This is a genomic window from Halomonas ventosae (assembly GCF_004363555.1).
GTDB lineage: Bacteria > Pseudomonadota > Gammaproteobacteria > Pseudomonadales > Halomonadaceae > Halomonas > Halomonas ventosae.
The window spans coordinates 49,018-74,274 of sequence record NZ_SNZJ01000013.1; the positions used below are offsets into that span (position 1 = coordinate 49,018).

The window sequence follows — 25,257 nt, forward strand, 5'->3', positions numbered from 1 at the left end:
GCGGTCGATCACCGGCCGCGGGGCGCTTGCCATCCTGCCGGTGGCTCTAGCCGAGTCGCTCGGCCAGGGCATCGAGGTCGGCGACCGTGATGTCCGGCTCGATTCCCCAGGGATCGAAGGGCGCATCGGGAATACGGCGCACCCAGGCGGCATGCAGGCCGGCATGGCGGGCGCCGATGACGTCGAAGGGGTTGCTGGAGATCAGCCAGGTGTCGCCGGGCTCGCTCTCCAGCCGATAGCGCAGATGGGCATAGACCGCCGGGTCGGGCTTGAAGCGCTTGACCTCGTCGACGCTGACCACCGTCTCGAAGCGCTCGCGGATCCCGGCCTGGGTCAGCAGCCCCTCGACCGCCTCACGGCTGCCGTTGGAGAAGGCCACGCAGCGCACCCCCGCCTCGGCGAGGCGCTCCAGGGCGGCCGAGGCCTCGGGAAAGGCCGGCAGCCGGGCGTAGACGCCCATCAGGTGGTCCTTGTCGGTCTCCGAGAAGCGCGTCTGCAGGGCACGGTCGGTGAACTCCAGCGCCTCGCGGGTGCAGTGGGAGAAGTCCGCGTAGGCCCCCATCAGGCCGCGACGGAAGCTGTACTCCAGCTGCTTGTCGCGCCAGCGCCGCGAGAACTCCGGGGCCAGGTCCGAACGGTCCTGCCCGGCGAGGCGCTGCTCGAGCTCGGCGACCACGCCATGGGTGTCGATCAGGGTTCCGTAGACATCGAAGGCGAGTACCTTGGCCATCCCCTTGCTCCTTCCATTTGTGAGAGTTCCCAGCCTGCGCCAAGCGCCCCGCCGCGACAAGTCGACCTGCGGCGGAAGGCCTCAGCCGGAGAGGAGCCTCGACAGGGCGAAGTCGGCGATGGCGGTATCCTGCACACCGGTGCCGGTGAGGTCGCACACCGTCAGCGTGTCGTCCGTCAGGCGCAGGCGCTGTCCCTCGGCGATCACCCGGCCCAGTTCGTGGACCTTGAAGGGCACTTCCCCGCCCTCGAAGACCTTGAGCTCACCGTTGCCCTCGCTCTGGGCACGGGTATCGCAGACGAAGGCGTCGGCGCGGGTCAGCACCGAGGCATCCAGTTCGCGCTTCTCCGGGCTGTCCGAGCCCATGGCGGTGACATGCACGCCCGCGGGCAGGTCCCGGGCATGCAGCAGCGGCGTGCGTGACGGGGTGGCGCTGACGATGATGTCCGCCGCGGCACAGGCCTCGGCGATGTCGTCGTGGACGTTCACCGTCAGTCCCGTGGCGCGCATCCGCTCGGCGTAGGCCTCCGCCGCTTCGCGACGGCGTGCCCAGACGTCCAGGGTATCGAGGTCGCGCACCAGGCGCAGCGCCTGCACTTGGCGCTCGGCCTGCTCGCCGGCGCCGAGTACCGTCACCCGGCGGCTGGTCTCCCGCGACAGGTGCCTGGCGGCGATGGCGCCGGCCAGTGCCGTGCGCACCTGGGTGAGATACCCCTCGTCGAAGAGCACGGCCTCCACCTGCCCGGTCCTGGCCGAGAACACCAGCATCAGGCCGTTGAGGCTCGGCAACCCCAGCGCCGGATTGTCGAAGAAGCCGGAGCTGACCTTGATGGCGAAGCGCTCGGCGCCGCGGACATGGGCCGTCTTGACGTCCACCTCGCCATTGGCCTCCTCGATGGCCATGGAGAGGATGGGCGGCTGCACGACCTCGCCACGCCCCAGGGCGGCGAACCCCGCCTCCACGGCGGAAAGTGCCGCCGGGTCGATGCCGACGGCCCCTTCGATGGCCTCGCGATGGTAGAGCTGCATGGGGAACCTCCAGGAGCGGGTGGCAAGTGGCAAGTGGCAAGTGGCAAGTGGCAAGTGGCAAGTGGCAAGTGGCAAGTGGCAAGTGGCGCAGGGTGTTCTATCCCTTCCTACTTTCTACTTTTTACTTGCCCGTTATCGTCCCGCCAGGGCGCGCGCCCGATCAAGGGTCGAGAGCGAGACCGCGTTGCCGGAGAGAATCAGCGCCACGCGCTGGCCGCGCACGTCCAGGCCATGCTCCGCGATGGCCGCCAGCCCCACGGCGGCGGCGCCCTCCACCAGGCGCTTCTCCTCCTCGAGGAGTTCGACCATGGCCGCGGCGATGGCGCGCTCGGAGACCTGGAGATGGTCGTCCATCACCTCGCGCACCAGACGGAGGGTGCAGCGGTTGTCGCGCCCGATGCCGCCGCCCAGGGAGTCGCCCAGGCTCTCGACCTCCTCCACCGCCACGGGATGGCCTGCCTTGAGGCTCTCCCACATGGCCGCGCCAAGGGACAGGCTCACCCCGGTGACCCGGCAGGCGGGCCGAATCGCCTTCACGGCCGCGCCGATGCCACCCAGCAGGCCGCCGCCGGAGAGCCCGACGATGACCCGGTCCAGGCCCGGACAGTCCTCCATGAGTTCGAGGCCGATGGTGCCCTGCCCGGCCACGACCCGCGGGTCGTCGAAGGGCGGGATCAGGGTCATGCCGCGCTCGCTCACCAGTCGCTCGACCTCGGAAAACGCCTCGTCCTGGCTGGCGCCGACGCGCCTCGCCTCGGCGCCCAGCGCCTCGATGGCGGCCACCTTGTTGGCCGGCACCAGCCGCGACAGGCAGATCACCGCCGGCACGCCCAGCCGGGCGGCGGCGTGCGCCACCGCCCGGCCGTGGTTGCCGGTGGACGCCGTCACCACCCCGGCCGCCAGTGCCTCGCGGCCGCGGCCCTCGATCAAGGCGGCGAGCATGTTGACCGCGCCACGCAGCTTGAAGGCGCCGGTGGGCTGGCAGGTCTCGAGCTTGAGCAGGATGTCGGCATCGAAGCGCGCCGAGAGGGCCGCCGAGCGCACCAGTGGCGTGCGCACCACCTCGTCGGCGATGCGCCGGCGTGCCTGGTAGAGCGCCTCCAGGGAGACACCGTGATCGTGCATCCTCTCCTCCACGCCAACGGCGTCGCCGCGGGATGGCCCGCGGCGACGCTCAGGGGTTACGGCCTCCCGAAGGACCAGGGTCGGACCGGGGCGTCAGGCCACCGTGTCCGCCACCGCCTTGACAGCTCCCTCGCGGACCAACTCGTCGAGCACCGCGTCCACGGCGCGGCGGGCCCGGGCGACGATCTCGTCGACCTCCTCGCGGCTGGTGGTCAGCGGTGGCGCGAAGCCCAGGATATCCCCCTGGGGCATGGCACGGGCGATCAGGTTCTCCTGCATGGCCGCGGCGGCGATGCGCGGGCCGACCTTCAGTGCCGGGTCGAAGGCCGCGCGGCGACTCGGGTCGGCGGCGAACTCCAGGGCCGCCAGCATGCCCACGCCGCGCACATTACCGACGATGGGGTGGTCGCCGAAGGCGGCCTGCATCCGCTGCTGCAGGTAGGCGCCGGTCTCGGCGGCATTGCGGGTCAGCCCCTCGCGCTCGATGATCGCCAGGTTGGCCAGGCCCGCGGCACAGCCCAGGGCATGACCGGAGTAGGTCCAGCCGTGGCCGATCGGGCCATACTCGCCGGTGCCCTGCTCCAGCACCTGCCACACGCGGTCGCCGACGATCACGCCGGAGAGCGGCTGATAGGCGCTGGTCAGGCCCTTGGCCACGGTGATCAGGTCGGGCTTGATGCCATAGAAGTGGCTGCCGAAGTCGGCGCCGATGCGCCCGAAGCCGCAGACCACCTCGTCGGCGATCAGCAGCACGTCGTACTTGGCGAGCACCGCCTGGATCTCGGCCCAGTAGCCCTCCGGCGGCGGCACGATGCCGCCGGTGCCGAGCACCGGCTCGCCGATGAAGGCGGCCACGGTCTCCGGCCCCTCGGCGAGGATCATCTCCTCGAGCTTCGCGGCGCAGTGCTTCGAGAACTCGCGCTCGCTCATTCCCTCCAGTTCCGCGGCGCGCTGGTAGTAGAACGGCGCCTCGGTGTGGCGGATGGTATCGATGGGCAGGTCGAAGTGGTCGTGGAACGCCTTCAGCCCGGTCAACGAGCCGGAGGCGATGCCGGAGCCGTGGTAGCCACGCATCCGCGAGATGACCTTCTTCTTCTGCGGCAGGCCGCGCACGTTGTTGTAGTAGCGCACGATCTTGAGCTGGGTCTCGTTGGCATCACTGCCGGACATGCCGTAGTAGACCTTGGACATGCCGGGACCGGCGAGCTCGAGGATCTTCTCGGAGAGCGCGATCTGCGGCTCGTTGGAGTGCCCCACATAGGTATGGTAGTAGGACATCTTCAGGGCCTGCTCGTAGATGGCCTCGGCCACCTCGGTGCGGCCGTAGCCGATGTTGACGCAGTAGAGGCCGGCGAAGCCGTCGATGAACTCGCGGCCATCCTTGTCGACGACATGGATCCCCTTGCCGCCGGTGATCACGCGGCCCGGCGCATCGCCGTGGGCGAAGTCGCGCAGGTGGGTGGAGGCGTGGAAGGTCACCTTGCGGTCGCGGTCGATCAGGTCCTGGTGCTGCTGGTTCATCTCGTGTTCTCTCTTCTCTCGTGCTCCCCGGCATACCGCCGGGGAGAAGGTTCAAATCAATTAAGCAAGACCACTAATCTTGAGAGCTCTGCGAGCGCAGCAAGCTCAACTACCCGATACGGAGCCGAGGGCACCCAGGCAGTAGTACTTGGTCTCGAGATACTCGTCGATACCGGTCACCCCGCCCTCGCGGCCGAGGCCGGAGTGCTTGACGCCGCCAAAGGGCACGGGCGGGCCGGTCATCTTCACCGAGTTCACCGAGACCATGCCGAACTCCAGGGCACGCATGATCTTCCAGATGCGGCGGATGTCGTGGGTGTAGATATAGGCCGCCAGGCCGTACTCGGTGTCGTTGGCCATCTCGATGACCTGGTCATCGTCGGCGTAGGCGGTGATGCCGGCCACCGGGGCGAAGCTCTCCTCGTGCCAGATCTTCATGTCGTGGGTCACGTCCGTGAGCAGCACCGGCATGAAGAAGTTCTCGCCCGGCGCCTGGCTCTGGTCGCCGGCCACCAGGGTGGCGCCCTTGGAAATGGCGTCATCGACGATGGCCGCGGCCTTCTCCACCGCCTGGCGATGGATCAGCGGCCCCAGGTCGATCTCGCTCTCCAGGCCGTTGCCCACGGTCAGCGCCGCCATGCGCTCGGCGAAGTGCTCGACGAACTCGTCATGGATCGACTCGTGGACCAGGATACGGTCCGCGGCGAGGCAGTCCTGACCGGCGGTCTGGAACTTGGCCGCCACCGCGGCGAAGGCCGCTTCCTTGGGATCCATGTCCGGCCCCACGATAAAGGGCGCGTTGCCACCGAGTTCCAGTGAGACGCGCTTGACCGTGTTGGCGCATTGCTCCAGCAGCAGCCGGCCGACCCGGGTGGAACCGGTGAAGGAGAGCGCCTTGACCCGGTCCTCGGCGCACAGGATCTTCGACACCTCGGCGGGCTCGCCCAGCACGACGTTGAAGACCCCGGCCGGGATGCCGGCGCGCTCGGCGAGCTCGGCGAGCGCCAGCGCCGAGAACGGCGTCTCGCCGGCCGGCTTGACGATCACCGTGCAGCCGGCAGCCATGGCGGCGGCGGCCTTGCGGGTGATCATCGCCAGGGGGAAGTTCCACGGGGTGATCAGCGCGGCGATGCCCACCGGCTCCTTGATGGTACCCAATGCCGCGTTGGGGATATGGCTGGGAATGGTCTCGCCGAAGGTGCGCTTGCCCTCCTCGGCGAACCAGCGCACGAAGCTGGCGCCGTACTCCACCTCGCCACGGGCGTCGGGCAGCGGCTTGCCCTGCTCCAGGGTCATGAGGGTGGCGAGGTCCTCGCGATGGGCCTGCAGCAGGTCGTACCAGGCCAGCAGCCGCTCGCACCGCTCGTCGGCGCGCAGCGCACGCCAGTGCACGAAGGCGGCCTCGGCGGCATCCACCGCCGCGGTGATCTGGTGGGCCTCCAGCCAGGGAATGTGCCCCAGCGCCTCGCCGGTGGCCGGGTCGAACACGGCCTCCTCGCGGCCACCCTCGCCATGGGTCCACTTGCCGTCGACGTAGGCGTACTGGCGAAACAGGCGCGGATCGCTGAGCTTGCTGGACAGAGTCATGCTGTACCTCCCCTGACGCACCGGCGTATGTCAGCGCCGGCGATGTTCCGGCGCGGCTCTGGGCGCCGGGAAAAAGAAAAAACGCGCGAGCCGCCTGTTCGGCAGGGCGGCTCGATGGGGTCAGGATAAGGGCTTTGGCGGGACGGGACTTTTCGTTACCGGCGGCGGGCGGCACAGGATTTTTTGTCCTGTGCCGGAAACGTGCGGTTTTTTCTGTGGCGCGGGGACGGTGGGGCGCCGGGCGCCGTCAGCCCGCCGGCGGGTTGCGCAGGGCCTCCTCGGTGAAGACCAGCAGGCCGAGCTCCGGGCGATAGCCGTGGATCTCGGTGACGTCCAGCGCCTGCAGGAAGTAGAGGATCTCCTCGCTGACCACCTGCCCGGGGACCAGCACCGGGAAACCCGGCGGGTAGGGGATCACGAAGCTCGCCGAGACCACGTCGCGGCCGGTGCGCATCTGGGCCTGGAGTTCACCGTTGTCGAAGCGCAGGTACTCGGTGTTCTCGTCGTCGTAGCTGAGGAAGTAGGCACGCCGGATATCCCCCTCCGGGGTGTTGCCGTCGGGGTCGGGCCGGAAGGCCGCGTGAAAGCGGCTGAAGTCCGGCAGCGGCGGCAGCTCCTTGGTCAGCGAGTGGACGCGGTTCTCGATGATCTTGCGCTCCGGTCGGCTGCTCTCCTCCCAGCGATACTCGAACTCCTTGGCCAGCTTGATCAGCACGTCGAGCAGGTAGGCGATGGAGCCCCGGGTGGTGCCGATGTTGGTCATGAACAGCACGGTGTTGCGCGAGGTCTTGTTGATCTGGATACCGTACTTGTTCATCAGGTATTCGTTCTTGAAGGTATCGCCGTCGATGCCCGTGGCGCCGATGGCGATGGTGATGCGGCTGGGGTCGACGACGAACTCGTCATTGGCCCAGGCCTCCTCCATCTTGTTCCAGCCGGTGACCGGGTCGTAGAAGGTCTCGACCCCCGACTGCCGGTACTCCAGCGGCACCATGTCCTTGTTGACCAGCACCCGGAAGTACTTCTGCAGCAGCGGATGGGTGTAGAGCTGCTCGCGCAGCGACAGCGCCGCCTCCACCTGGGCGTGCACGAGCTCGAAGCCCTCCATCTCGGCCTGCATGCGCCCCACGTCCAGCGAGGCGATGATCTGGTAGTTGGGCGAGGTCGAGGTATGGGTCATGTAGGCCTCGTGGAACGGCGCCTCGACCTTCTGGCGGTAGTCCTGGTCCCAGACGTGGATCATCGACCCCTGGCGCAAGGAGGTCAGGGTCTTGTGGGTGGAGTGGGTGGCATAGGCCCGGATGCGCACCGCGTCGGGGTCGGGCAGCAGGGGCCGGTCGAGCCAGGTGGCATCGTCGTCGGGGTCGAGGGTGTCGAACTCCGCCTTCCAGGCGTCATACTCCGCGCGATAGGCCTCGCTGCGGTAGCGGTCACGCAGGGTGCGGGCGGCATGCATGGCGGTGCGCGGCCGATAGGTCGGGTTGAAGCCGGCGAAGGCGAACCACGCCTCGTCCCACAGGAACACCAGGTCGGGCTTGATCGCCAGGCACTCCTCCATCACCCGGCGCACGTTGTAGACCACGCCGTCGAAGGTGCAGTTGGTCAGCAGCAGCATCTTGACCTTGTGCAGCTGGCCCGCGCGCTTGTATTCCAGCAGCGTCTTCTTGATCTCCTTGAGCGGCACCGCCCCGTACATGGAGTAGTCGTCGAGCGGGTAGGAGTCCAGGTAGCTGACGTGGGCACCGGCCAGCACCATGCCGTAGTGGTGCGACTTGTGGCAGTCGCGGTCGATCAGCACGATGTCGCGCGGCTTGATCAGCGCCTGCACCACGATCTTGTTGGCGGTGGAGGTGCCGTTGGTGACGAAGAAGCTCTGCCGCGCACCGAAGGCCCGGGCGGCATACTCCTGGGCCTTCTTGATCGGCCCGTAGGGCTGGAGCAGCGAATCCAGCCCGCCGGAGGTGGCCGAGGTCTCGGCGAGGAAGATGTTGATGCCGTAGAAGTCGATCATCTGCCCGGCCCAGTGGGAGCGGGTGATCGACTTGCCCCGCGAGATGGGCATGGCGTGGAAGACCCCGGTGGGCTTCTTGCTGTACTCGCGCAGGGCATCGAAGAAGGGCGTGCGATAGCGGTTGTCGATGGCGCGCAGGATGGTGTGGTGTTGCTCGATGTAGTCCGTCTCGCGGTAGAAGATGCGATTGAAGTGACGGATGTCTCGGCTGGCCGTGGCCTCCACGTCGCCGCTGGTGACCAGGAACTGGTCGATCTCGGGACGCAGCTCGTGGATCATGGTGCTCAGCAGGATGCTGCGCTCGGCCTCGGACTGGTGCTCCAGGGACTGCTCGGAGATCCCCTCGAGGTAGCTGCGCAGGGCGCTGAGGTTGTACTTCGACTTGTAGGGGAACTCGTAGCGGATCAGGCAGGCCTGGATGTTGGGATTGACCAGCACCGCGATCAGCGCATCCTCGAAGCTTCTCACCGTGACCACGTCGTAGACGAAGCGATCCTCGGGGCGACGCATGTTGTGGAAGGCCTCGCGGACCACCTCCTCTTCCGGCGCCGAGAGATTGTCGACGATCAGCAGCTCGAAGTAGGGCTGGGCCGAGCTGTTCGACGCCGGGTGCCCGCGGCGCAGCTGCGCCAGGGCATCGAGGGTCTCGAGGTCCTCGGCATCGGCATCGGTCTCGCTGAGGTCGACGTGGCGCCGCCGGTAGGACTCGCTGATCAGCGCGCGCACCAGGCGCTTGACCACCTTCTCCAGCAGCCCGTACTCCTCGCGGTCGAACAGTGACCAGAGGTGACGGAAGTCCTCCTTGGAGGGGAAGGCATGGTAGTCCTCGATGATCTCGAGCCGCGTCAGCTTGACGTCGATCGCCTTGACCAGGTTCTTGGCCCGGCCCTCGTCGTCCAGGCGCACCAGCCGCCCGAGATCGCGCTTCAGCGCGTTCCAGGTGTCGGCGCGCAGCTGGGAGATCTTGTGGTAGAAGCCCAGGGCGGTATAGGGCGTCTCGGTAGCACTCGTCTCTGGCATGGCAACACCCATCCTTGCTCTTGTTGTCGGGGGATCGATCGTTCGGTCAGCCGCTGTGCAGCCCGCGGGTGCCGTAGCGCACGGTGATCCGCTCCTCGGGAAAGTCGTCGAAACTCAGGTCCAGGGTCATCCCGGGCCAGTGGAACTGGGCATGCCCAGTGCGGGGGCGGTAGACCGCGGTATAGACGGTCCCCAGGCCACGCCGGTAGTCGTGGCGGAAGAGTGGCGGGGCCGAGAAGGCCGCGATCAGCCGCTCCTCGGTGGTGGCCTCGTCGTCCACCAGGATCGACAGCTGCCGCTCGCGGATCAGGGTCTCCGAGGCCAGGGCATGGGCATACCACTCGATCTTCTTCTGGTGGTTGGTGGCCACCGGCACGCGGCGGATGCTGGCGCGGCGATCCGGGCCGATCATCGCCGTCACGTAGCGGCCGGCGGCATCGGCCACGGTGATGTTGTAGGCCATGTGGGTGGGCACCCGCGCCAGCACCTCGGCGGCCTCGGGCACGCTGTCGCAGAACTCCAGCAGGTAGCGCAGGATGATCGGCGCACCGAAGCCCTCGCCCACCGCCTTGCGCCCGCCGAAGGCCAGCGACACGGCGAGCCCGCGGTCGTTCATGCCATCGAGCACGCCCCACAGGCAGTCGGACATGGCGATCACCCGCCGCTCGTTCCAGTGCGTGTAGAGGATCGTGCCCTCGCACAGCTCCGGCGGGTAGTCGTAGTTGCGCGCCAGCACCGTGGAGGCGGGGCTGGCGAGCACCGCCTGGGAGCAGCCGGTGATGTAGGGTGGCGGCTGGTAGAGGCTCAGGAAGCGCGCGGCCAGGTCGCCACCGCCGGCCAGGTCGCAGAGCGCCCGATAGGTGTCGAGCAGCTCCGGCATGTGCCGGCGCAGGGCGTTGTAGCAGGCGAGATACCCCGGCCGCTCCCGCTCCCCCTCGCTGAGGTACCACTGCTCGTAGGCCGGCCAGTGGTACTCGAAGAGCGCCTGCCACCGGGCACCGGCCTTGGCCTCGTGCACGGTGCGGAAATCGAGCATCTTGTCCATGTCGGCCGCAGGCACCTCCCGGGGCGAAAGGGAAACGGTCCCGGCGCTCACAGGATCTTGAAGTTGCCGCCGCCGACGGCATGGCTGACGGCCACCTCCTCCACCACCGGGTCCTGCAGCGACTGGCCGGCATACTGGCCGCGGATGCCGTCGATCCACGCCTTGGCGCGCTCGTTGAGCTGGAAGTCGTCATCCATCAGCCGCCCGCGAGTGATCAGGATGCCCAGGTCCGCCCCCTCGTAGCGGAAGTCACCCGCGCCGCTGATGCGCAGGAAGAAGCCCTCGCTGTCGTTCTCGGCGGCGTGGGGATGGTAGCTGTAGTGGTCGTAGCTGAGGCTGCCGTCGCCGGCCATCTTCCACACCCCGGTGCGCGGCGCCTGCGTCAGCAGGTCGACGCTCTCGTCGGTATGCTTGATCACCAGCTGGCTCCAGCTGTCGACGCTGTCGGGGTGCGACCAGCGCTCGTTGATCTCGTTGATGTCGAGGTCGAAGTCGACGTCCGAGAACTCCAGCAGGTGGAAGAGGAACAGCGGGATGTCGGAGTGGGCGAAGGCCGCCACGTTGGTCAGCGAGCTGGCCCCGGTGACGCGCGGGTTGAGCTCGCCCAGGTAGACCTCGCCGTTGTCCATGTCGATCAGGAAATCGAGCTCGAAGTAGCCGCGGTAGCCCTCCTCGCGCAACGCCTCGCCGAACTTGAAGGTGTATTCCCGGGCCTTGTCGCGGATCTCCTGGGTGAAGGCGCCGGCGAACATCTCGTTGCCGCACCAGCCGCCCTTGTAGGGGGTCAGCGACTTGAAGCCGACCAGCTCGGTCATCAGCGGCCCCACCACGGTGCCGCAGCGGGTGGCGCAGGCCTCGATGGCCGAGCCGCGGCAGTTGATGCGCTTCATGATCTTGACCTCGGACTCGGCCTCGATCTCCTCGGCGTGCTTGTAGTAGTCGTCCTCGCTGGCGATGAAGAAGGTGGTGTGGCCGGAATCGCCGAAGGCGGTCTGCACCACCAGGTCGTTGCCCAGGTCCTTGCTCACCTCGCAGAGCTCCTGGTAGCTGCCGACCCTGGCCAGCACGTTGGGCACGCTGGGCACCCCGGCCTTGTTGCCGATGCGCACCGTCTCGATCTTGTTGTCCATGCGCTGGCGCAGCGCCGCCGGAGGGAACGCCACCCGCAGCCCGAGTTGCTTGCAGACCTCCTCGGTATGCTCGTCGAACATCAGGAAGGCCGCCACGCCGCCGTTCTCGCCATCCGAGCGCGACTGGATGAAGTCGATCACCTCCTTGTGCTCGAGGAGGTAGTTATTGATGTCCTCGATGCTCTCGAAGTCGCGGGGGAACTTCTCCTTGGGCACGAAGACGTTGCGCTGCTGGCCCTCGAAGCAGTCGATATAGTTGATATGGCGGAAGTTGCCAACCCAGTCACCGATCCCCAACAGGTTAAAGTTGGTGGCCGAGATGAAATAGATCGGCTCCTTGTTGTTGAGGAAGTGGCGGCGGACATCGGCAATGGTTGTTATTTTGCTCATCGTGGTCGCTCCATCGGTGACGGGGGAGGCGCTGGGCGCCTTGTGCGCGGCAGGGGCCGCCGGGGGATTGGGAAACAGGCGGCGGAGCCATCGAATCAGTGCCTCCAGCATGGGGTCTCCTCTTCACTGTACCGCCCGCGGGCGAGGGTCAGTACTCCTCGATGTCGGCACGTACCGGCTTCTGCAGCGGGCCGAGGGTATCGAGGAAGGGGGTCGAGCCGGTCTCGCTCCGGTACAGCGAAAAATCCACCTTGCGGTCGCGGAAGCTCTTCAACGGCTGGCCCAGGCCACGCAGTCCCGCCTCGCGTTCACGGCGCACCCTCGTCATGTCGATCTCGATCGGCATGATCTCCTCGCCGATACCCGCCTGGTGGATGACGTCGCCGGAGGGTCCCACCACGATGGAGCGACCGTTGCCCAGGGCCCCGGCACCGTTGATGTCGAAGAAGTAGCACTGGTTGACCGCGGCATTGGTGCGCGCCATCGACAGTTCGATATCACGGTCGATGGTATCGGTCATGGTCGGGTGCAGGATCACCTCGGCGCCCATGGCGGCCAGGGTCCGGGTAGTCTCGGGGAACCACATGTCGTAGCAGATCGAGACCCCGAAGCGACCGACATTGGGCACGTCAAAGACCACGAACTCGCTGCCACTCTCGACTCCTATCTCGTAGGGACGGAAGGGGAACAGCTTGCGGAAACGGTTGACCACCTGCCCGTGAGGGTTGATGACCGAGAGGGTGTTGTAGATGCCGTCCTCGGCCTGCTCGAACATCGAGCCGGGGATCAGCCAGATCCGATGCTGTTCGGCAATCTGGCAGAACAGGGCCTCGGCGCTGCTGGGCAACGGCTGGGCGTGGTGCGTTGATGCCCCCATGGGCATCAGCTCGCTGAACAGGACCATCTGCACCTGGGGAAAACGACTCATCAGCACGTCGATCCGGTGGCGCATGGCCTCGGTGTTGTCACCATGGTGGTGGGCATGCATCTGCACGCCGGCAATCGTGAAATAGGACATCTTGGTCTCTCTGCGTCAGGCGATCTCGGAAACTTCCAGGGCGCTGTCAACTATCCAACAAACTTGACCGGCACCATCGGGAGCATGCCGGCGGGATCGCCCGGCCGGGTGAGCCTCGGCTCACCCACCTGTCACCAACTTATGCCACAAGGGCCGAGGTGACATCAACGCTGAACTTTCGCTGGATCGAAAAGTGGGGCAAATCGGAAACGAATCAGGCCAGATCGTCGGGCGAGAAGCCCGGGGCGGGACGTTTCACCGTCTTGGTGACGATATAGGTGAAGTAGCGCTCGATGCCGGCCTCCCCGGTCAGCCAGGCATCCATCAGCCGCTGGTAGGCGTCGATGGAGTCCGTCTCGAACTTGATCAGGTAGTCGACGCCCCCACCCACGGCCACGCACTCGGTGACCTCGGGTGTGGCGTGGACCAGGGCTTCGAAGCGGGCGAAGCTCTCGGCGTTGTGGGCCTTGAGCTCGACCTGCACCCACACCGGCGTGCGCTTGACCAGCGCCCCGGCATTGATGCGGGCGCTGTAGCCCTCGATGATGCCGGCCTTCTCGAGGCGGCGAACCCGCTCCCAGCAGGGGCTGACCGAGAGATTGATCGCCTCGGCCAGCTTCGACTTGGTGATGCGGCCGTCCCGGGAGAGGATCTCGAGGATCTTCAGGTCATAGCGGTCGAGTTTCATCGGTGTCCCGGCATCCTCAGCCCAGCGAGTCGACGACGTCGGCGATCACCGCGATGGTATCGCCCATGTTGACCAGCGCCGGATGGCGCCGTGCCGCCAGCACCCCGCTGCGCGCGGCGCGATACGCCACCGGCGCGGTGCCGCTGCGGGTCATGTCGTAGACCCGGGCCACCACCTCGCCCTTCTCGACCCGCTCGCCCAGGGCGTGGCAGAGCTCCAGCACGCCGCTGTGCTCGCTCTGCACGTAGCAGCTGGCATCAGGCATGTCGAGATAGACCTGGGGCTCTCGCGGCATCTCCACCTCGCCGGCCACCAGGCCATAGTGGATCAGGAAGTTGCGCACGCCGCGCTCGGTGATCGCCATGCTCTCGGGGGTGGAGGTGCCGCCGCCGCCGAGCTCGGTGGCCACGAAGACCTTGCCCTGGCTCTCCACCGCGGTGTCGAACAGCGCCGCGGCATCGAGCTCGAACATCATCATGGCGTAGGGGGCACCGAAGGCCTTGGCGCCCGCCAGGGCCTGGCGCTGCTGCTCGGCATCCTCCAGCACGTGGGAGGCACCGAAGGGGATGATGTCCAGGGTGCGCCCGCCGGAGTGCAGGTCGAGCACCACGTCGCACATCGGCACCATCACCCGGGTGAAGTAGTCGGCGATCTTCTCGGTCACGCTGCCGTCGGGGTCGCCGGGGAAGCTGCGGTTGAGGTTGCCACCGTCGAGCCCGGAGGTGCGCTTGCCGGCCATCACCGCCGGCTGGTTCATGCAGGGCACGATGATCACCCGGCCGGTGACCTCCTCGGCCTTGAGCTCGCTCGACAGCTTGAGCAGCGAGGTGATGCCCTCGTACTCGTCGCCGTGGTTGCCGCCGGTGAGCAGCGCCGTGGGGCCCTTGCCGTTCTTCACCACGGTGACGGGGATCATCACCGCCCCCCAGGCCGACTCGTCCACGGAGATCGGCAGCTTGAGGAAGCCGTGCTGGACGCCATCGGCGTCGAAGTCGACGGTGGCGCTGATCGGGCTGGGACGCTTGGTCATGGTGTACAACTCCTTGTTCTCATATGGCATCGGCATGGTGGCCCTAATGCCACTCGGGGCTGATCTGGCGGCAGATCTTCGAGGTGGCGCTGTGAACCCATCCCTGGGCGCTACCGACGCCATCCCTGGCGTAGGACCCCCTCTACGATCTGCCCCCAGCGCCCCTCGTTGTTCATTGCAGCAATCTTGGATTCTGTTTATTCAGCGTACGAAGAGCTGGCGCGGGAAGTCGGCCAGGGTCTCGCAGCCGGTCTCGGTGATCAGGATGCTCTCGGTGATCTCCAGGCCCCAGTCGTCCTCCCACAGGCCCGGCATGAAGTGGAAGGTCATGCCGGGCTGCAGGATGGTCTCGTCGGAGGGGCGCAGGCTCATGGTGCGCTCGCCCCAGTCCGGTGGGTAGCTGATGCCGATGGGATAGCCACAGCGCGCGCCGCCGCGGTCGAAGCCGTACTTGTCCATGGCCGCCCCCAGCGCCATGGCGATGTCCGCGGTGCGGTTGCCGGGCTTGGCCACTGCCAGGCCATTCTCGATGCCCTCGAGCAGCGCCGACTCGGCACGCACGAACTCCTGGGGGGGCCTGCCGAGGAAGACCGTCCGCGACATCGGCGCATGGTAGCGCTTGAAGACCCCGGCGATCTCGAAGAAGGTACCCTCGCCCTCGCGGAACGGCGTGTCGTCCCAGGTCAGATGCGGGGCGGCGGCGTCACTGCCGGTGGGCAGCATGGGCACGATGGCGGGATAGTCGCCGCCGTAGATCTTGCCCTGCGCGTCCCGCCAGCCCTCGATGCCGACGCGATAGATCTCCGAGACCAGCTTGCTCTTGGGCAGGCCCGGCTCGATCACCTCGAGGATCCGCGTGTGCATGCCCTCGACGATCTTCGCCGCCACGCGCATGTACTCGATCTCCTGGGGCGACTTGATCGCTCGACACCAGTTGACCAGCGAGTTGGCGTCCATGAAGCGCGCATGGGGCAACTCGCGCAGCAGGCACTGGTAGGCCTTGGCCGTGAAGTAGTAGTTGTCCATCTCCATGCCCACCACGCCCTCGTGCCAGCCGCGGTCGGGCAGGATGGTCTGGGCGAGGTAGTCCATGGGATGCATGTCCGGATTCTGCACGTAGTAATCCGGGTAGTAGGTGATGTTGTCCGGGTCGATCCAGCAGGTCCGCAGGGCGCCATTGGCGTCCATCCGTCGGCCGTACCACACCGGCTCGCCTTCCAGGCCCACGAGCACGCACTGGTGCACGTAGAACGACCAGCCGTCGTAGCCGGTCAACCAGGCCATGTTCGAGGGGTCACTGACGATCAGCACGTCGATACCACGGCTGGCCATCTCGGCACGCACCTTCCACAGGCGGGTCGCGTACTCCTCACGAGTGAAGGGCAGGGAAACCTGGATCATGAAGCCACTCGCCATCGCATCATCAAGAAAATCGGCCCTCTCTGCCGCGAGAAGGCCGGGCCGGGGGCCGGATCACTGACACGGGGCCGGGCCGCATCAGGGGTGCGGCGGGCATTCCGGACAGCCGCTCGGTTCCCTCGGGTGGAGGTTACTGCCAACCCATGGTGGGCGGTCAAGCATTTCCTGATGCTCTGTCACGAATGCCCTGTCACGCTTGTTCACGGCCCGCCACACTCCCATGATGGAAGGAAAGATCGCCGATGGAGGAAGCATGAAGGTCCTGGTCCATATCGATGACGCCGAGCAGTGGCGGGACGCCCTGGCCGAGCGCCTGCCGGATGCCGAGGTATTCACCAGCAGCGCCCCGGCCGAGAAGCGCCGCGAGGCGGACTACCTGGCGGCGTGGAAGCCCTCTGCCGAACTGCTCGGCGAGCCCGAGCGGCTCAAGGGCATCGTCAACCTCGGCGCCGGGGTCGACGCCCTGCTGGGCAACCCGGGGCTTCCCGAGGGCGTACCCATCGTCAAGCTGCGCGATGCCGGCATGGCCGAGCTGATCGGCGACTATGTGCGCTACGGCATCCTGCACTTCCAGCGTGACTTCGACCGCTACCGCCGCCAGCAGGCGCGCCACGAGTGGCACGAGCGGGCGGTGGTCGACAAGGCCGACTGGCCGGTAGGCGTGCTGGGACTCGGTGCCATCGGGGCGAAGGTCGCCGCCATGGTGGCCGCCGATGGCTTCCCGGTGCATGGCTGGAGCCGCTCGCCCAAGTCGCTCGACGGCATCACCTGCCACCATGGCGAGGCGGGTCTCGATGCCTTGCTCGGCAAGGTCAGGAGCCTGGTGCTGCTGCTGCCGGACACCCCCGCGACCCGCCATGTCATCGACGCGGCCGCCCTGGCGAGGCTCCCGGAGGGCGCCAGCCTGATCAACCCGGGGCGCGGGACGCTGATCGACGAGGCCGCCCTGCTCGACGCGCTTGGTCCAGAGAGAAAGGACGAGGGGGAGACGGAGGGTCGGCTGCGCGGGGCGCTGCTCGACGCCTTCCCCACGGAGCCGCTGCCCGGCGAAAGCCCGCTCTGGCCGCATCCGCGGGTCTGGGTCACCCCCCACATGGCCGGCCCCACCCCCCTCAGGGCGGCCCTGGACCAGGTGGCCGAGGCCCTGCGCGCCTTCGAGGCCGGCGAGCCCCTCAACACCGTCGACCCCGCGGCCGGTTATTGAGCCCTTTCCCTACAACTGGTACCGGGAAGGACTTACGCTGGAAGACGATACCCAACGACCTCCCGGGAGGTGCGTGATGACCATGAAGGTTGACTACGGCTCCCACGACGCACTGCTCGTCGTGGACATGCAGAATGACTTCTGCGAGGGCGGCGCCCTGGCCGTCGCAGGCGGCGCGGCCCTGGTGCCGAGCATCAACGCCGAGATCGAGGCGGCCCGGGCGGCCGGTGCCCTGGTGGTCGCCTCGCGGGACTGGCACCCCGTCGACCACGTGAGCTTCTCGCATCGCGGCGGCCCCTGGCCGGTGCATTGCGTGCAGGATACCCCCGGCGCCGCCTTCCACCCCGACCTGGCCCTGCCCGATGACGCCATCCGCGTCAGCAAGGCCACCGCCTTCGATGCCGATGCCTACTCCGCCTTCGACGGCACCGGACTCGGCGGCTACCTGCAGGAGAAGGGCATCGAGCGGGTGATCGTCTGCGGCCTGGCGCTGGATGTCTGTGTGCATGCCACGGTACTGGCCGCCAGTCGGGAAGGCTTTACCACCCTGTTGCTGGAGGCGCTATCCGCCGCGGTCGACCCCGATGCCATCGAGGCGTGCCACCGTGACTTCGAGGAAGCCGGTATCGAGGTGCGCGCATGAGCGAGCCGGTTCCCCTGCAGGTCGAGGATGGCGAGCTGGCCCTGCTCACCGACCTCTACCAGCTGACCATGACCCAGGCCTACTGGAAGGAGGCGATGCAGGAGCGGGCCACCTTCAGCCTCTTCTTCCGCAAGATGCCACCGGCCCGCCGCTTCATGCTGGCCTGCGGGCAGCAGCATGCCGCGGCGCTGCTCAGCCGGCTGCGCTTCGGCGACACGGCCCTCGAGCGCCTCGCCGGCACCGGCCTGTTCGACCTGGGCTTCCTCGACTGGCTGGGCGACTGGCGCTTCGAGGGCGACATCTGGACCCTGCCCGAGGGCACGCCGGTGTTTGCCAACGAGCCGCTGCTGGAAGTGGACGCGCCCATCACCCAGGCGCAGCTGCTCGAGAGCCTGGTGATGAACCTGGTGCAGCTGGAAACGGTGCTCGCCTCCAAGGCGGTGCGCATCGTGATGGCCGCACGGGGCCGCCCGGTGGTGGATTTCGGGATGCGCCGCATGCATGGCGTGGACGCCGCGGTGCGGGGGGTCCGGGCCTACCGCAGCGCGGGGCTGGCCGGGACCAGCAACGTGCTCGGCGGCCTGCGCCACGACCTGGCGATCAATGGCACCATGGCCCACAGCTATATCCTGGCCCACGACGACGAGCAGGAAGCCTTCCGTGCCTTCGCCCGCCACTATCCCGGCACCACCCTGCTGGTGGACACCCATGACACCCTGGAAGGGGTGCGCAAGGTGATCGAGATCATGCGCGAGGAGCCCGAGGTCGGCGTCAAGGCCATCCGGCTCGACTCCGGCAACCTGGGCGAACTGGCGAAGGGCGCACGCGCGCTGCTCGACGAGGCCGGGCACGAGGAGATCACCATCGTCGCCAGCAGCGGCCTCGACGAGGTCCAGATCGCGGCGCTGCTCGAGGACGGCGCACCCATCGATGCCTTCGGCGTCGGCACCCAGATGGGCGTCTCGGCGGATGCCCCGGTGATCGACCTCTCCTACAAGCTGGTGGAGTACGCCGGCACCCCGCGGGTCAAGCACTCGCCGGGCAAGATCAACCTGCCCTGCCGCAAGCAACTCTATCGCCGCCGCGACGACCGGGGCCGCTACGTCGGCGACGTCATCGCCCTGCGTGACGAGTCACTCGACGCCGGCGAGCCGCTGCTGCGCCCGCTGGTCCGGGCGGGGCGGCTCGACGACGAGGAGATGGCCCGGGCCGATGAGGCCCGCGAGCGGGTCGCCGACGCCCTCGAGCGCTTCCCCGAGGACGTCAGGCGGCTCGCGGAGGGCGAGAGCGACTACCCGGTGACGCTCAGCCCCGAACTCGAGCGCCTGCAGCCGAAGGCCTGACACGCCGTGTTGCCCGGGGCGGGCAACGCGGGAAAGCGAGAGGGGCACATCGCCGGCGATGTGCCCCTCTTGCGTCGTGTCACCAGGTCTCGCCAGAGGCCCCGTCACATCTTGTCCTGGGTCCGGGTCCCGAAGTCGCTGGCCGAGTGGCGCTCGTGCAACTGCTCGGAGCGCTCGCCCCAGGTGCGGTTGACCATGCGTCCGCGCTTGACTGCCGGTCGCTCGGCGATACGCCTCGCCCAGCGCTGAACGTTGGGGTACTCGTCGACGGCCAGGAACTCCCCCGCATCATAGAGTAGCCCCTGGACCAGCACGCCATACCAGGGATAGATGGCGATGTCGGCGATGGTGTAGTCGTCGCCGGCGATATAGGCACGCTCGCCAAGCGTGCGGTCGAGCACATCGAGCTGTCGCTTGGTCTCCATGGTGTAGCGGTCGATGGGGTACTCGAGCGGCTCAGGCGCATAGGCGTAGAAGTGGCCGAAGCCACCACCGACGAAGGGGGCAGCACCCATCTGCCAGAAGAGCCAGTTGAGGGTCTCGGTCCGCCCGGCGTGATCCTCGGGCAGGAAGGCGCCGAACCGCTCGGCCAGGTAGAGCAGGATCGCACCGGATTCGAACACCCGGGTCGGCGGCTCGGTGGTGTGGTCCATCAGCGCCGGGATCTTGGAATTGGGGTTCGCGGCGACGAAGCCGCTGGAGAACTGCTCGCCCTCGCCGATGCGGATCGGCCAGGCGTCGTACTCGGCGCCCTCGTGTCCCAGCGCCAGCAGCTCCTCGAGCATGATGGTCGCCTTCACGCCGTTGGGCGTGGCCAGGGAGTAGAGCTGCAGCGGATGCTGGCCGACGGGCAGTTCCCGGTCGTGGGTCGGGCCGGCCACGGGGCGATTGATGCTGGCGAACTGGCCGCCGCTCTCGCTTTCCCACCGCCAGACGCGTGGTGGCTGATAGGACGTATCGTCACTCATGGGCATGCTCCTGTGCCGAAAGGCAATCGAGTGTCCATTGCACGGGCCCGGCGAGGGTCTCGCCGGGCTTGTGTGGCGGCGGGCCGTGCAAGTGCCCAGGGCCCGCCAACGGGCATTGCCGCGAAGGACTACGCCTTACAGCGGCTGCTTGGTCGGGCGGATGATCAGCTCGTTGACGTCGACATCCGCCGGCTGCTCGATGGCATAGGCGATCGCCCGGGCGATGGCATCGGCATCGATGGCCATCTCGTAGAGCTCGTCCACGCCCTTGGCGGTATCGGGGTCGCTGATGGTGGTGGTCAGCTCGGTGGCCACCGCCCCCGGGGAGATGTTGGTGGAGCGGATCTCCTCGCCGCCCTCCTGGCGGATGCCCTCGGAGAGCGCCTTGACCGCATACTTGGTGGCGCAGTAGACCGCCGCGGAGGGGAAGACCACGTGGCCGGCCACCGAGGAGAGGTTGATGATGTGGCCGGCATGCTGCTCGCGCATGGTCGGCAGCACCGCGGCGATGCCGTAGAGCACGCCCTTGATGTTGACGTCGACCATCTGCTCCCACTCGTCGACCTTGAGCTGGTCAAGCGGTGACAGCGGCATCAGGCCGGCGTTGTTGACCAGCACGTCGATGCGGCCGTAGGCCTCCCTGGCGGCAGTGGCCAGGGCCTCGACCTGGTCGCGGTCGGTCACGTCGGTGACACGATAGATGGCCTCGCCCCCCTGCTCGACGATGGCGTCGCGCAGCGCCACGAGACGCTCCTGGCGGCGGGCGCCGAGCACCAGCTTGGCGCCGGCCTTGGCCAGGCGGTGGGCGGTGGCTTCGCCGAGGCCGCTGCTGGCCCCGGTAATGATGACGACCTTGCCGTTGATCTCGGACATGGGATCTTCTCCTTGGGAATGGTTCGTGGTGTCGGTCCCCGGCCGGCTCGGCCAGGGGTTCTCGAAGGTATCAGGCCGGCTGTTCGGCCAGGCTCGGGTAGTCGGTATAGCCGCGCTCGTCGCCGCCGTAGAAGGTGCTGTCGTCCCAGTCATTGAGCGGCGCGTCGAGACGCAAGCGTTCCGGAAGGTCCGGATTGGCGATGAAGGGCCGCCCGAAGGAGACCAGGTCCACCTTGCCGGCGGCGATGCGCTGGCGGGCCTCCTCGGCGCTGTAGGCGCCGTTGCCGATGTAGGCACGCGAGAAGCCCTCGTGGATGGCCTCGATCACCGGCTCGGGACGCCCATCCTCGTGGTTGCCCTGGAAGGAGTCCTCCACCACCTCGATGAAGGCGACCCCGATGCCGTCGAGGGCCCGGGCGAAGGCGCCGAAGGTGGCGACCGGGTCGTCGTCGACCATGGCATTGAAGCTGCCGGTGGGGCTGACGCGCACGCCGACCCGATCGGGGCCCCAGACGTCCACCACGGCCTGGACCACCTCCAGCGGCAGGCGCAGGCGGTTCTCCAGCGAGCCGCCGTAGGCATCGGTGCGGTGGTTGCTGCCGCTCTTCAGGAACTGGTCGAGCAGGTAGCCGTTGGCGGCATGGACCTCCACGCCGTCGAAGCCGGCGCGCCTGGCGTTCTCGGCTCCCTGACGGTACTGCTCGACGATCCCGGGCAGCTCGTCGGTCTCGAGTGCGCGCGGCGTGGGCACCTCGACCATCCCCGAATCGGCGCTGATGAAGGTCATGGCGCCTTCCGGCTTGATCGCCGAGGGCGCCACGGGTGAGGCACCGTCCGGCTGCAGCGCGGGGTGGGAGATCCGCCCCACGTGCCAGAGCTGCAGGATAATGCGCCCGCCGGCCTGGTGAACGGCATCGGTCACCCGCTTCCAGCCCTCGACCTGCGCCTCGGAGTGGATCCCCGGTGTGAAGGCGTAGCCCTTGCCCTGGGGGGAGACCTGGGTGGCCTCGGCGATGATCATCCCCGCCCCGGCCCGCTGACGGTAGTACTCGACGTTCATGTCGTTGGGCACGTCGCCCGGCTGCGAGGCCCGCGAGCGGGTCAGCGGCGACATGATCACGCGGTTGGGCAGTTCCATGTCACCGAGGGTGAAGGGCGCGAAGAGGCTGTCGTGTTGCGGGGTCATAGGGGTGACCTCCTGGGTCGAACGCTGTATGGACTGCTCTTGTAGACCAGTCTACTAGAATCGTGACGCACGCCACTGCGAGTGGCCCTCCGGCCGGCGATCAGCTCGCTACGGGCAGCTCGCGGGCCAGCACCTGGCGGAACAGGATCGCCTCGAAGCACTCCATGGGAGCCAGGGACTTGACGGTCTTGGCACGCAGGATGGCGCCCTCCCAGCCGGCCATGATGAAGCCCGCCAGCGCCTGCGTATCGAGGTCGTCCGGCACCTCGCCGGCACGGCGGGCCTCCTCGAGGCAGGCCACCAGCCGGCGCTCCCAGGCGCGGAACACCTGGTCGAGGCGGGCCCGGAAGACCTCGCTGCGCGCCGAGAGCTCCTGGCCCAGGTTGCCGATCAGGCAGCCGCGGGCATGGTCGCAGGAGAGCATGTCCGCCTTGCCGGCGGCGAAGTAGCGGCGCAGGCGTTCCAGCGGGGAGACGTCGCGGGCCTCGAAGATCGCCGCCAGCCGGGCGTCGTACTGCTCGGCGAAGGCGTCGATCACGGCCAGGCCGAAATCCTCCTTGCTCGAGAAGTAGTGATAGAAGGAGCCCTTGGGGACCCCGGCCCGGCTGAGCACCGCATTGATGCCGGTGGCGTTGAACCCCTGCTCGGCGATCAGGTCGGCGCCGATCTCGATCAGCTTGTCGCGGGTGGCGTGCGTCTTCATGCCGGCAAGATTAGACCAGTCGTCTAGCTGCGTCAAACCCTACCGGCAAGTGTCAGTCGAGCATGGCGGCGAAGCGCTTGAGCCAGGCCGGGTGGGCCGGCCAGGCCGGGGCCGTGACCAGCTTGCCGCTGGCCACCGCCTGGTCGACCTCGATCTCGGCATAGTCGCCGCCAGCCAGGCGCACTTCCGGGGCGCAGGCCGGATAGGCCGAGACCCGATGCCCCTCGAGGGAGACCGCCGCCGCCAGCAGCTGGGCACCGTGGCAGATGGCGGCCACCGGCTTGTCATGGTCGAAGAAGTGGCGGACCATCTCCAGCACCCGCTCGTCGAGGCGCAGGTACTCCGGCGCTCGCCCGCCGGGGACGACCAGGCCGTCGTAGTCGGCGACCTCCACCTCGGCGAAGGTGGCATTCAGGGTGAAGTCATGCCCGGGCTTCTCGGAGTAGGTCTGGTCGCCCTCGAAGTCGTGGATGGCGGTGCGCACCTTGTCGCCCTCGCGCTTGTCGGGACACACCGCATCGACCGCGTGCCCCATGGCCTGCAGGGCCTGGAAGGGCACCATGATCTCGTAGTCCTCGACATAGTCACCGGCGATCAGCAAGAGTCTGGCCATGGGAGTCTCCTCGGTGGTGTGGCGGCGACGGAGGCGTCGCCCTGCAAGGGCAGCCTAGCAGCCCCTCGGAGGCCCCGCCGGGGAAAAGCGCAAGGAGCGTGCAGGCGGGAACCCCCTGGCCCGCGGGGACTCTCACCCCTGCCCCATCGACGGCCATGGAGTCCTCATAATGCCCGCACCGCTGCGCCGTTGCGCCGCTCTCGTCCTGCTCCTGCTGCTGGTCGCCGGCAGCGCCCTCGCCGCCGAGCCGCGCCCCTTCGATGCCCGCTACCGCCTCGAGGTGGCCGGCTGGCCGAGCACCACCATCGAGCACCGCCTGAGTCGTGACGGGACGCACTGGCAGAGCAACATGCGGGCCGCCATCGCGGTGGCCCGGGGCCACGAGCGCAGCCGCTTCATCGCCGGCGAGGCCATCCGCTCGCTGCACTATGCCAGCGGCTACAGCCTGCTGGGCATCGGCAAGGCGTATGAACTGGACCGGGAGGCCCTGGCCCGGCTGCCCGACCGCCAGACCGCCCTCTTCGAGCTCTCCCGGCGCGCCGTGGCCGACGACTGCGCCTCGCCCTGCCGGCTGCGCTACCTCGACCATCGCGGTCGCGAGGAGCGGGTCGACTATCGCCGGCTGGACCGCCGCACGCTCGAGCTGCCCGCCGGACGCTTCGAGGCGGTCAGGGTGGAGGTCACCGAGCCGGACGACCCCGATCGCCGCATGGTCTTCAGCTTCCACCCCGGCGTGCCGGGCCTGCTGCTGGCCATGGAGTACCACCGCGACGGCGAGCGGCGCAGCCGGCTGGCCCTCACCGACCTGACCCTCGCCGCCGGGCTCGCTTCCTCCCCGAAGGGAAATTGACTAGAGTGGGCGGCTTTCGGTCGCCGCCGGCGACCCCTGGACGGGAAGGGAGTCTCGATGCTGAGCGGTCTGGTGATCGTGCTGTTGCCGCTGGTGCTGGGGTATCTGGTGCCGGTGCGGGATGCCCGGCTGATGGCGCTGATCAACCGCGGCGTGAACGCCTCGATCTACGTGATCCTGCTGCTGATGGGGATGAGCCTGGCGGGCCTGGACGACCTGGCCGGCCAGCTCTCGCGCCTGGGCGGCCAGGCCCTGCTGCTGTTCGCGGTGATCTCGGCCTGCAACCTGGCGGCCCTCTGGTGGCTGTCGCGCCGGCTGGGCCTCACCGCCGACCCCTCGAGGGTGGTGGCGGGGGCACCCACCAGCAAGTGGGCCGCCATGGCCGGATCGCTGGCGCTGGTGGCGGTGGTGGTGGCCGGCGTGGTGCTCGGCCTGCTGCTGGAGTGGCTCACCGGCAGCGGCCTGTTCGCCACGGCCGAGACCCTGGCCGAAGGGGTGCTCTACCTCCTGCTGGCGCTGATCGGCTGCCAGCTTCGCAACTCCGGCATGCCGCTGCGCCAGATCGTGCTCAACCGCTTCGGCCTGGCCATCGCCCTGACGCTCGCCGCCAGCTCGCTGGTCGGCGGCCTGCTGGCGGCGCCGCTGCTCGACCTGGCCTGGAACGAGGGGCTGGCGCTGGCCGCCGGCTTCGGCTGGTACTCGCTCTCCGGCATCCTGGTCGGCGACCAGCTGGGCCCGCTGATGGGCGGGGTCGCCTTCTTCAACGACCTGGCCCGGGAGCTGCTCGCCTTCGTGCTGATCCCGCTGCTGATCCGTCGCCATGCCGCCCTGGCGATCGGCTATGGCGGCGCCACCTCCATGGACTTCACCCTGCCGGTGATCCAGCAGCACGGCGGGGTGGCCTGCGTGCCGGTGGCCGTGGTCTCGGGCTTTCTCCTCTCGCTGCTGTCGCCGCCGCTGATCCTCTTCCTGCTCTCGCTGTGACCGACCAGCGCCGTGACCGCCGTCGCCCTTGCCGGCGGGGACGGCATGGGCGAGGCTGACCGCAAGCTGCACATTGCCTGCACAGAACCTGACCGATGGCTGCACGCCGAGCGGCGAGAATGCACCACGCCCTCGCCGTCCCTCGTT

At 68.1% G+C, this 25,257-nt stretch carries 22 protein-coding genes; 5 read left to right on the forward strand and 17 right to left on the reverse strand.

Annotated elements, in window-relative coordinates; translation table 11 throughout:
* Window positions 1-46 precede the first annotated feature (46 nt).
* The 12 genes from DFP85_RS12005 to doeA form a co-directional block, all read right to left on the reverse strand.
* Window positions 47-730, reverse strand: a complete 684-nt coding sequence (locus DFP85_RS12005; RefSeq protein WP_133636501.1) for a haloacid dehalogenase type II — start codon at window positions 728-730, stop codon at window positions 47-49.
* Window positions 731-811: 81 nt separating this feature from the next.
* Complete coding sequence (locus DFP85_RS12010) at window positions 812-1,759, reverse strand: cyclodeaminase (RefSeq protein WP_133636502.1); 948 nt, start codon at window positions 1,757-1,759, stop codon at window positions 812-814.
* Window positions 1,760-1,891: 132 nt separating this feature from the next.
* Window positions 1,892-2,884, reverse strand: coding sequence for a hydroxyectoine utilization dehydratase EutB (gene eutB, locus DFP85_RS12015; RefSeq protein WP_133636503.1), 993 nt, complete (start codon window positions 2,882-2,884; stop codon window positions 1,892-1,894).
* A gap of 93 nt (window positions 2,885-2,977) precedes the next feature.
* Window positions 2,978-4,405: an aspartate aminotransferase family protein gene (locus DFP85_RS12020; RefSeq protein WP_133636504.1), complete on the reverse strand. Its 1,428-nt coding sequence runs from the start codon at window positions 4,403-4,405 to the stop codon at window positions 2,978-2,980.
* A gap of 105 nt (window positions 4,406-4,510) precedes the next feature.
* Window positions 4,511-5,992 carry an NAD-dependent succinate-semialdehyde dehydrogenase gene (locus tag DFP85_RS12025; RefSeq protein ID WP_133636505.1) on the reverse strand — a complete coding sequence of 494 codons (1,482 nt, stop codon included), beginning with the start codon at window positions 5,990-5,992 and terminating at the stop codon, window positions 4,511-4,513.
* Window positions 5,993-6,239: 247 nt separating this feature from the next.
* On the reverse strand, window positions 6,240-9,023 hold the full coding sequence (locus DFP85_RS12030; RefSeq protein WP_133636506.1) for an aminotransferase class I/II-fold pyridoxal phosphate-dependent enzyme: 2,784 nt from the start codon (window positions 9,021-9,023) through the stop codon (window positions 6,240-6,242).
* Between the two features lie 46 nt (window positions 9,024-9,069).
* Window positions 9,070-10,068 carry a C45 family autoproteolytic acyltransferase/hydrolase gene (locus DFP85_RS12035; RefSeq protein ID WP_243737287.1) on the reverse strand — a complete coding sequence of 333 codons (999 nt, stop codon included), beginning with the start codon at window positions 10,066-10,068 and terminating at the stop codon, window positions 9,070-9,072.
* 47 nt (window positions 10,069-10,115) lie between these two features.
* Entirely contained in the window at window positions 10,116-11,588 is a 1,473-nt protein-coding gene (locus DFP85_RS12040) for a biotin carboxylase (protein WP_133636507.1), read from the reverse strand.
* A gap of 148 nt (window positions 11,589-11,736) precedes the next feature.
* Complete coding sequence (locus DFP85_RS12045) at window positions 11,737-12,606, reverse strand: carbon-nitrogen hydrolase family protein (protein ID WP_133636508.1); 870 nt, start codon at window positions 12,604-12,606, stop codon at window positions 11,737-11,739.
* 214 nt (window positions 12,607-12,820) lie between these two features.
* The gene (locus DFP85_RS12050) at window positions 12,821-13,294 is read right to left on the reverse strand and encodes an Lrp/AsnC family transcriptional regulator (protein ID WP_133636509.1); all 474 of its coding nucleotides are present in this window, start codon (window positions 13,292-13,294) and stop codon (window positions 12,821-12,823) included.
* A gap of 16 nt (window positions 13,295-13,310) precedes the next feature.
* Window positions 13,311-14,324, reverse strand: a complete 1,014-nt coding sequence (gene doeB / locus DFP85_RS12055) for a N(2)-acetyl-L-2,4-diaminobutanoate deacetylase DoeB (protein WP_133636510.1) — start codon at window positions 14,322-14,324, stop codon at window positions 13,311-13,313.
* Window positions 14,325-14,525: 201 nt separating this feature from the next.
* Entirely contained in the window at window positions 14,526-15,725 is a 1,200-nt protein-coding gene (gene doeA, locus DFP85_RS12060) for an ectoine hydrolase DoeA (protein WP_133636511.1), read from the reverse strand.
* 271 nt (window positions 15,726-15,996) lie between these two features.
* Here doeA and DFP85_RS12065 point away from each other — a divergent pair, with 271 nt between their 5' ends.
* From DFP85_RS12065 to DFP85_RS12075, 3 genes are all read left to right on the forward strand, one after another.
* On the forward strand, window positions 15,997-16,947 hold the full coding sequence (locus DFP85_RS12065) for a 2-hydroxyacid dehydrogenase (RefSeq protein ID WP_133636512.1): 951 nt from the start codon (window positions 15,997-15,999) through the stop codon (window positions 16,945-16,947).
* Window positions 16,948-17,023: 76 nt separating this feature from the next.
* Window positions 17,024-17,590 (forward strand): isochorismatase family protein, encoded by a 567-nt coding sequence (locus DFP85_RS12070; RefSeq protein WP_208108502.1) that lies wholly within the window; start codon window positions 17,024-17,026, stop codon window positions 17,588-17,590.
* Window positions 17,587-18,933 (forward strand): nicotinate phosphoribosyltransferase, encoded by a 1,347-nt coding sequence (locus tag DFP85_RS12075; RefSeq protein ID WP_133636513.1) that lies wholly within the window; start codon window positions 17,587-17,589, stop codon window positions 18,931-18,933. Before DFP85_RS12070 ends, DFP85_RS12075 begins: the two co-directional genes overlap by 4 nt.
* A gap of 104 nt (window positions 18,934-19,037) precedes the next feature.
* On the opposite strand, the gene yghU is transcribed toward DFP85_RS12075, so the two are convergent.
* The 5 genes from yghU to DFP85_RS12100 form a co-directional block, all read right to left on the reverse strand.
* Window positions 19,038-19,901, reverse strand: a complete 864-nt coding sequence (gene yghU, locus DFP85_RS12080) for a glutathione-dependent disulfide-bond oxidoreductase (RefSeq protein ID WP_133636514.1) — start codon at window positions 19,899-19,901, stop codon at window positions 19,038-19,040.
* 135 nt (window positions 19,902-20,036) lie between these two features.
* On the reverse strand, window positions 20,037-20,774 hold the full coding sequence (locus DFP85_RS12085; RefSeq protein WP_133636515.1) for an SDR family oxidoreductase: 738 nt from the start codon (window positions 20,772-20,774) through the stop codon (window positions 20,037-20,039).
* A 70-nt stretch (window positions 20,775-20,844) separates the two neighbouring features.
* Window positions 20,845-21,960 carry an alkene reductase gene (locus DFP85_RS12090; RefSeq protein WP_133636516.1) on the reverse strand — a complete coding sequence of 372 codons (1,116 nt, stop codon included), beginning with the start codon at window positions 21,958-21,960 and terminating at the stop codon, window positions 20,845-20,847.
* Between the two features lie 100 nt (window positions 21,961-22,060).
* Window positions 22,061-22,663 (reverse strand): TetR/AcrR family transcriptional regulator, encoded by a 603-nt coding sequence (locus DFP85_RS12095; RefSeq protein ID WP_133636517.1) that lies wholly within the window; start codon window positions 22,661-22,663, stop codon window positions 22,061-22,063.
* 52 nt (window positions 22,664-22,715) lie between these two features.
* Complete coding sequence (locus DFP85_RS12100; protein WP_133636518.1) at window positions 22,716-23,276, reverse strand: DJ-1/PfpI family protein; 561 nt, start codon at window positions 23,274-23,276, stop codon at window positions 22,716-22,718.
* Window positions 23,277-23,445: 169 nt separating this feature from the next.
* Between DFP85_RS12100 and DFP85_RS12105 the strand changes: the two genes are divergently transcribed.
* Complete coding sequence (locus tag DFP85_RS12105) at window positions 23,446-24,126, forward strand: hypothetical protein (RefSeq protein WP_133636519.1); 681 nt, start codon at window positions 23,446-23,448, stop codon at window positions 24,124-24,126.
* A gap of 57 nt (window positions 24,127-24,183) precedes the next feature.
* On the forward strand, window positions 24,184-25,110 hold the full coding sequence (locus DFP85_RS12110) for a LysO family transporter (protein WP_133636520.1): 927 nt from the start codon (window positions 24,184-24,186) through the stop codon (window positions 25,108-25,110).
* The last annotated feature ends 147 nt before the right edge of the window (window positions 25,111-25,257 follow it).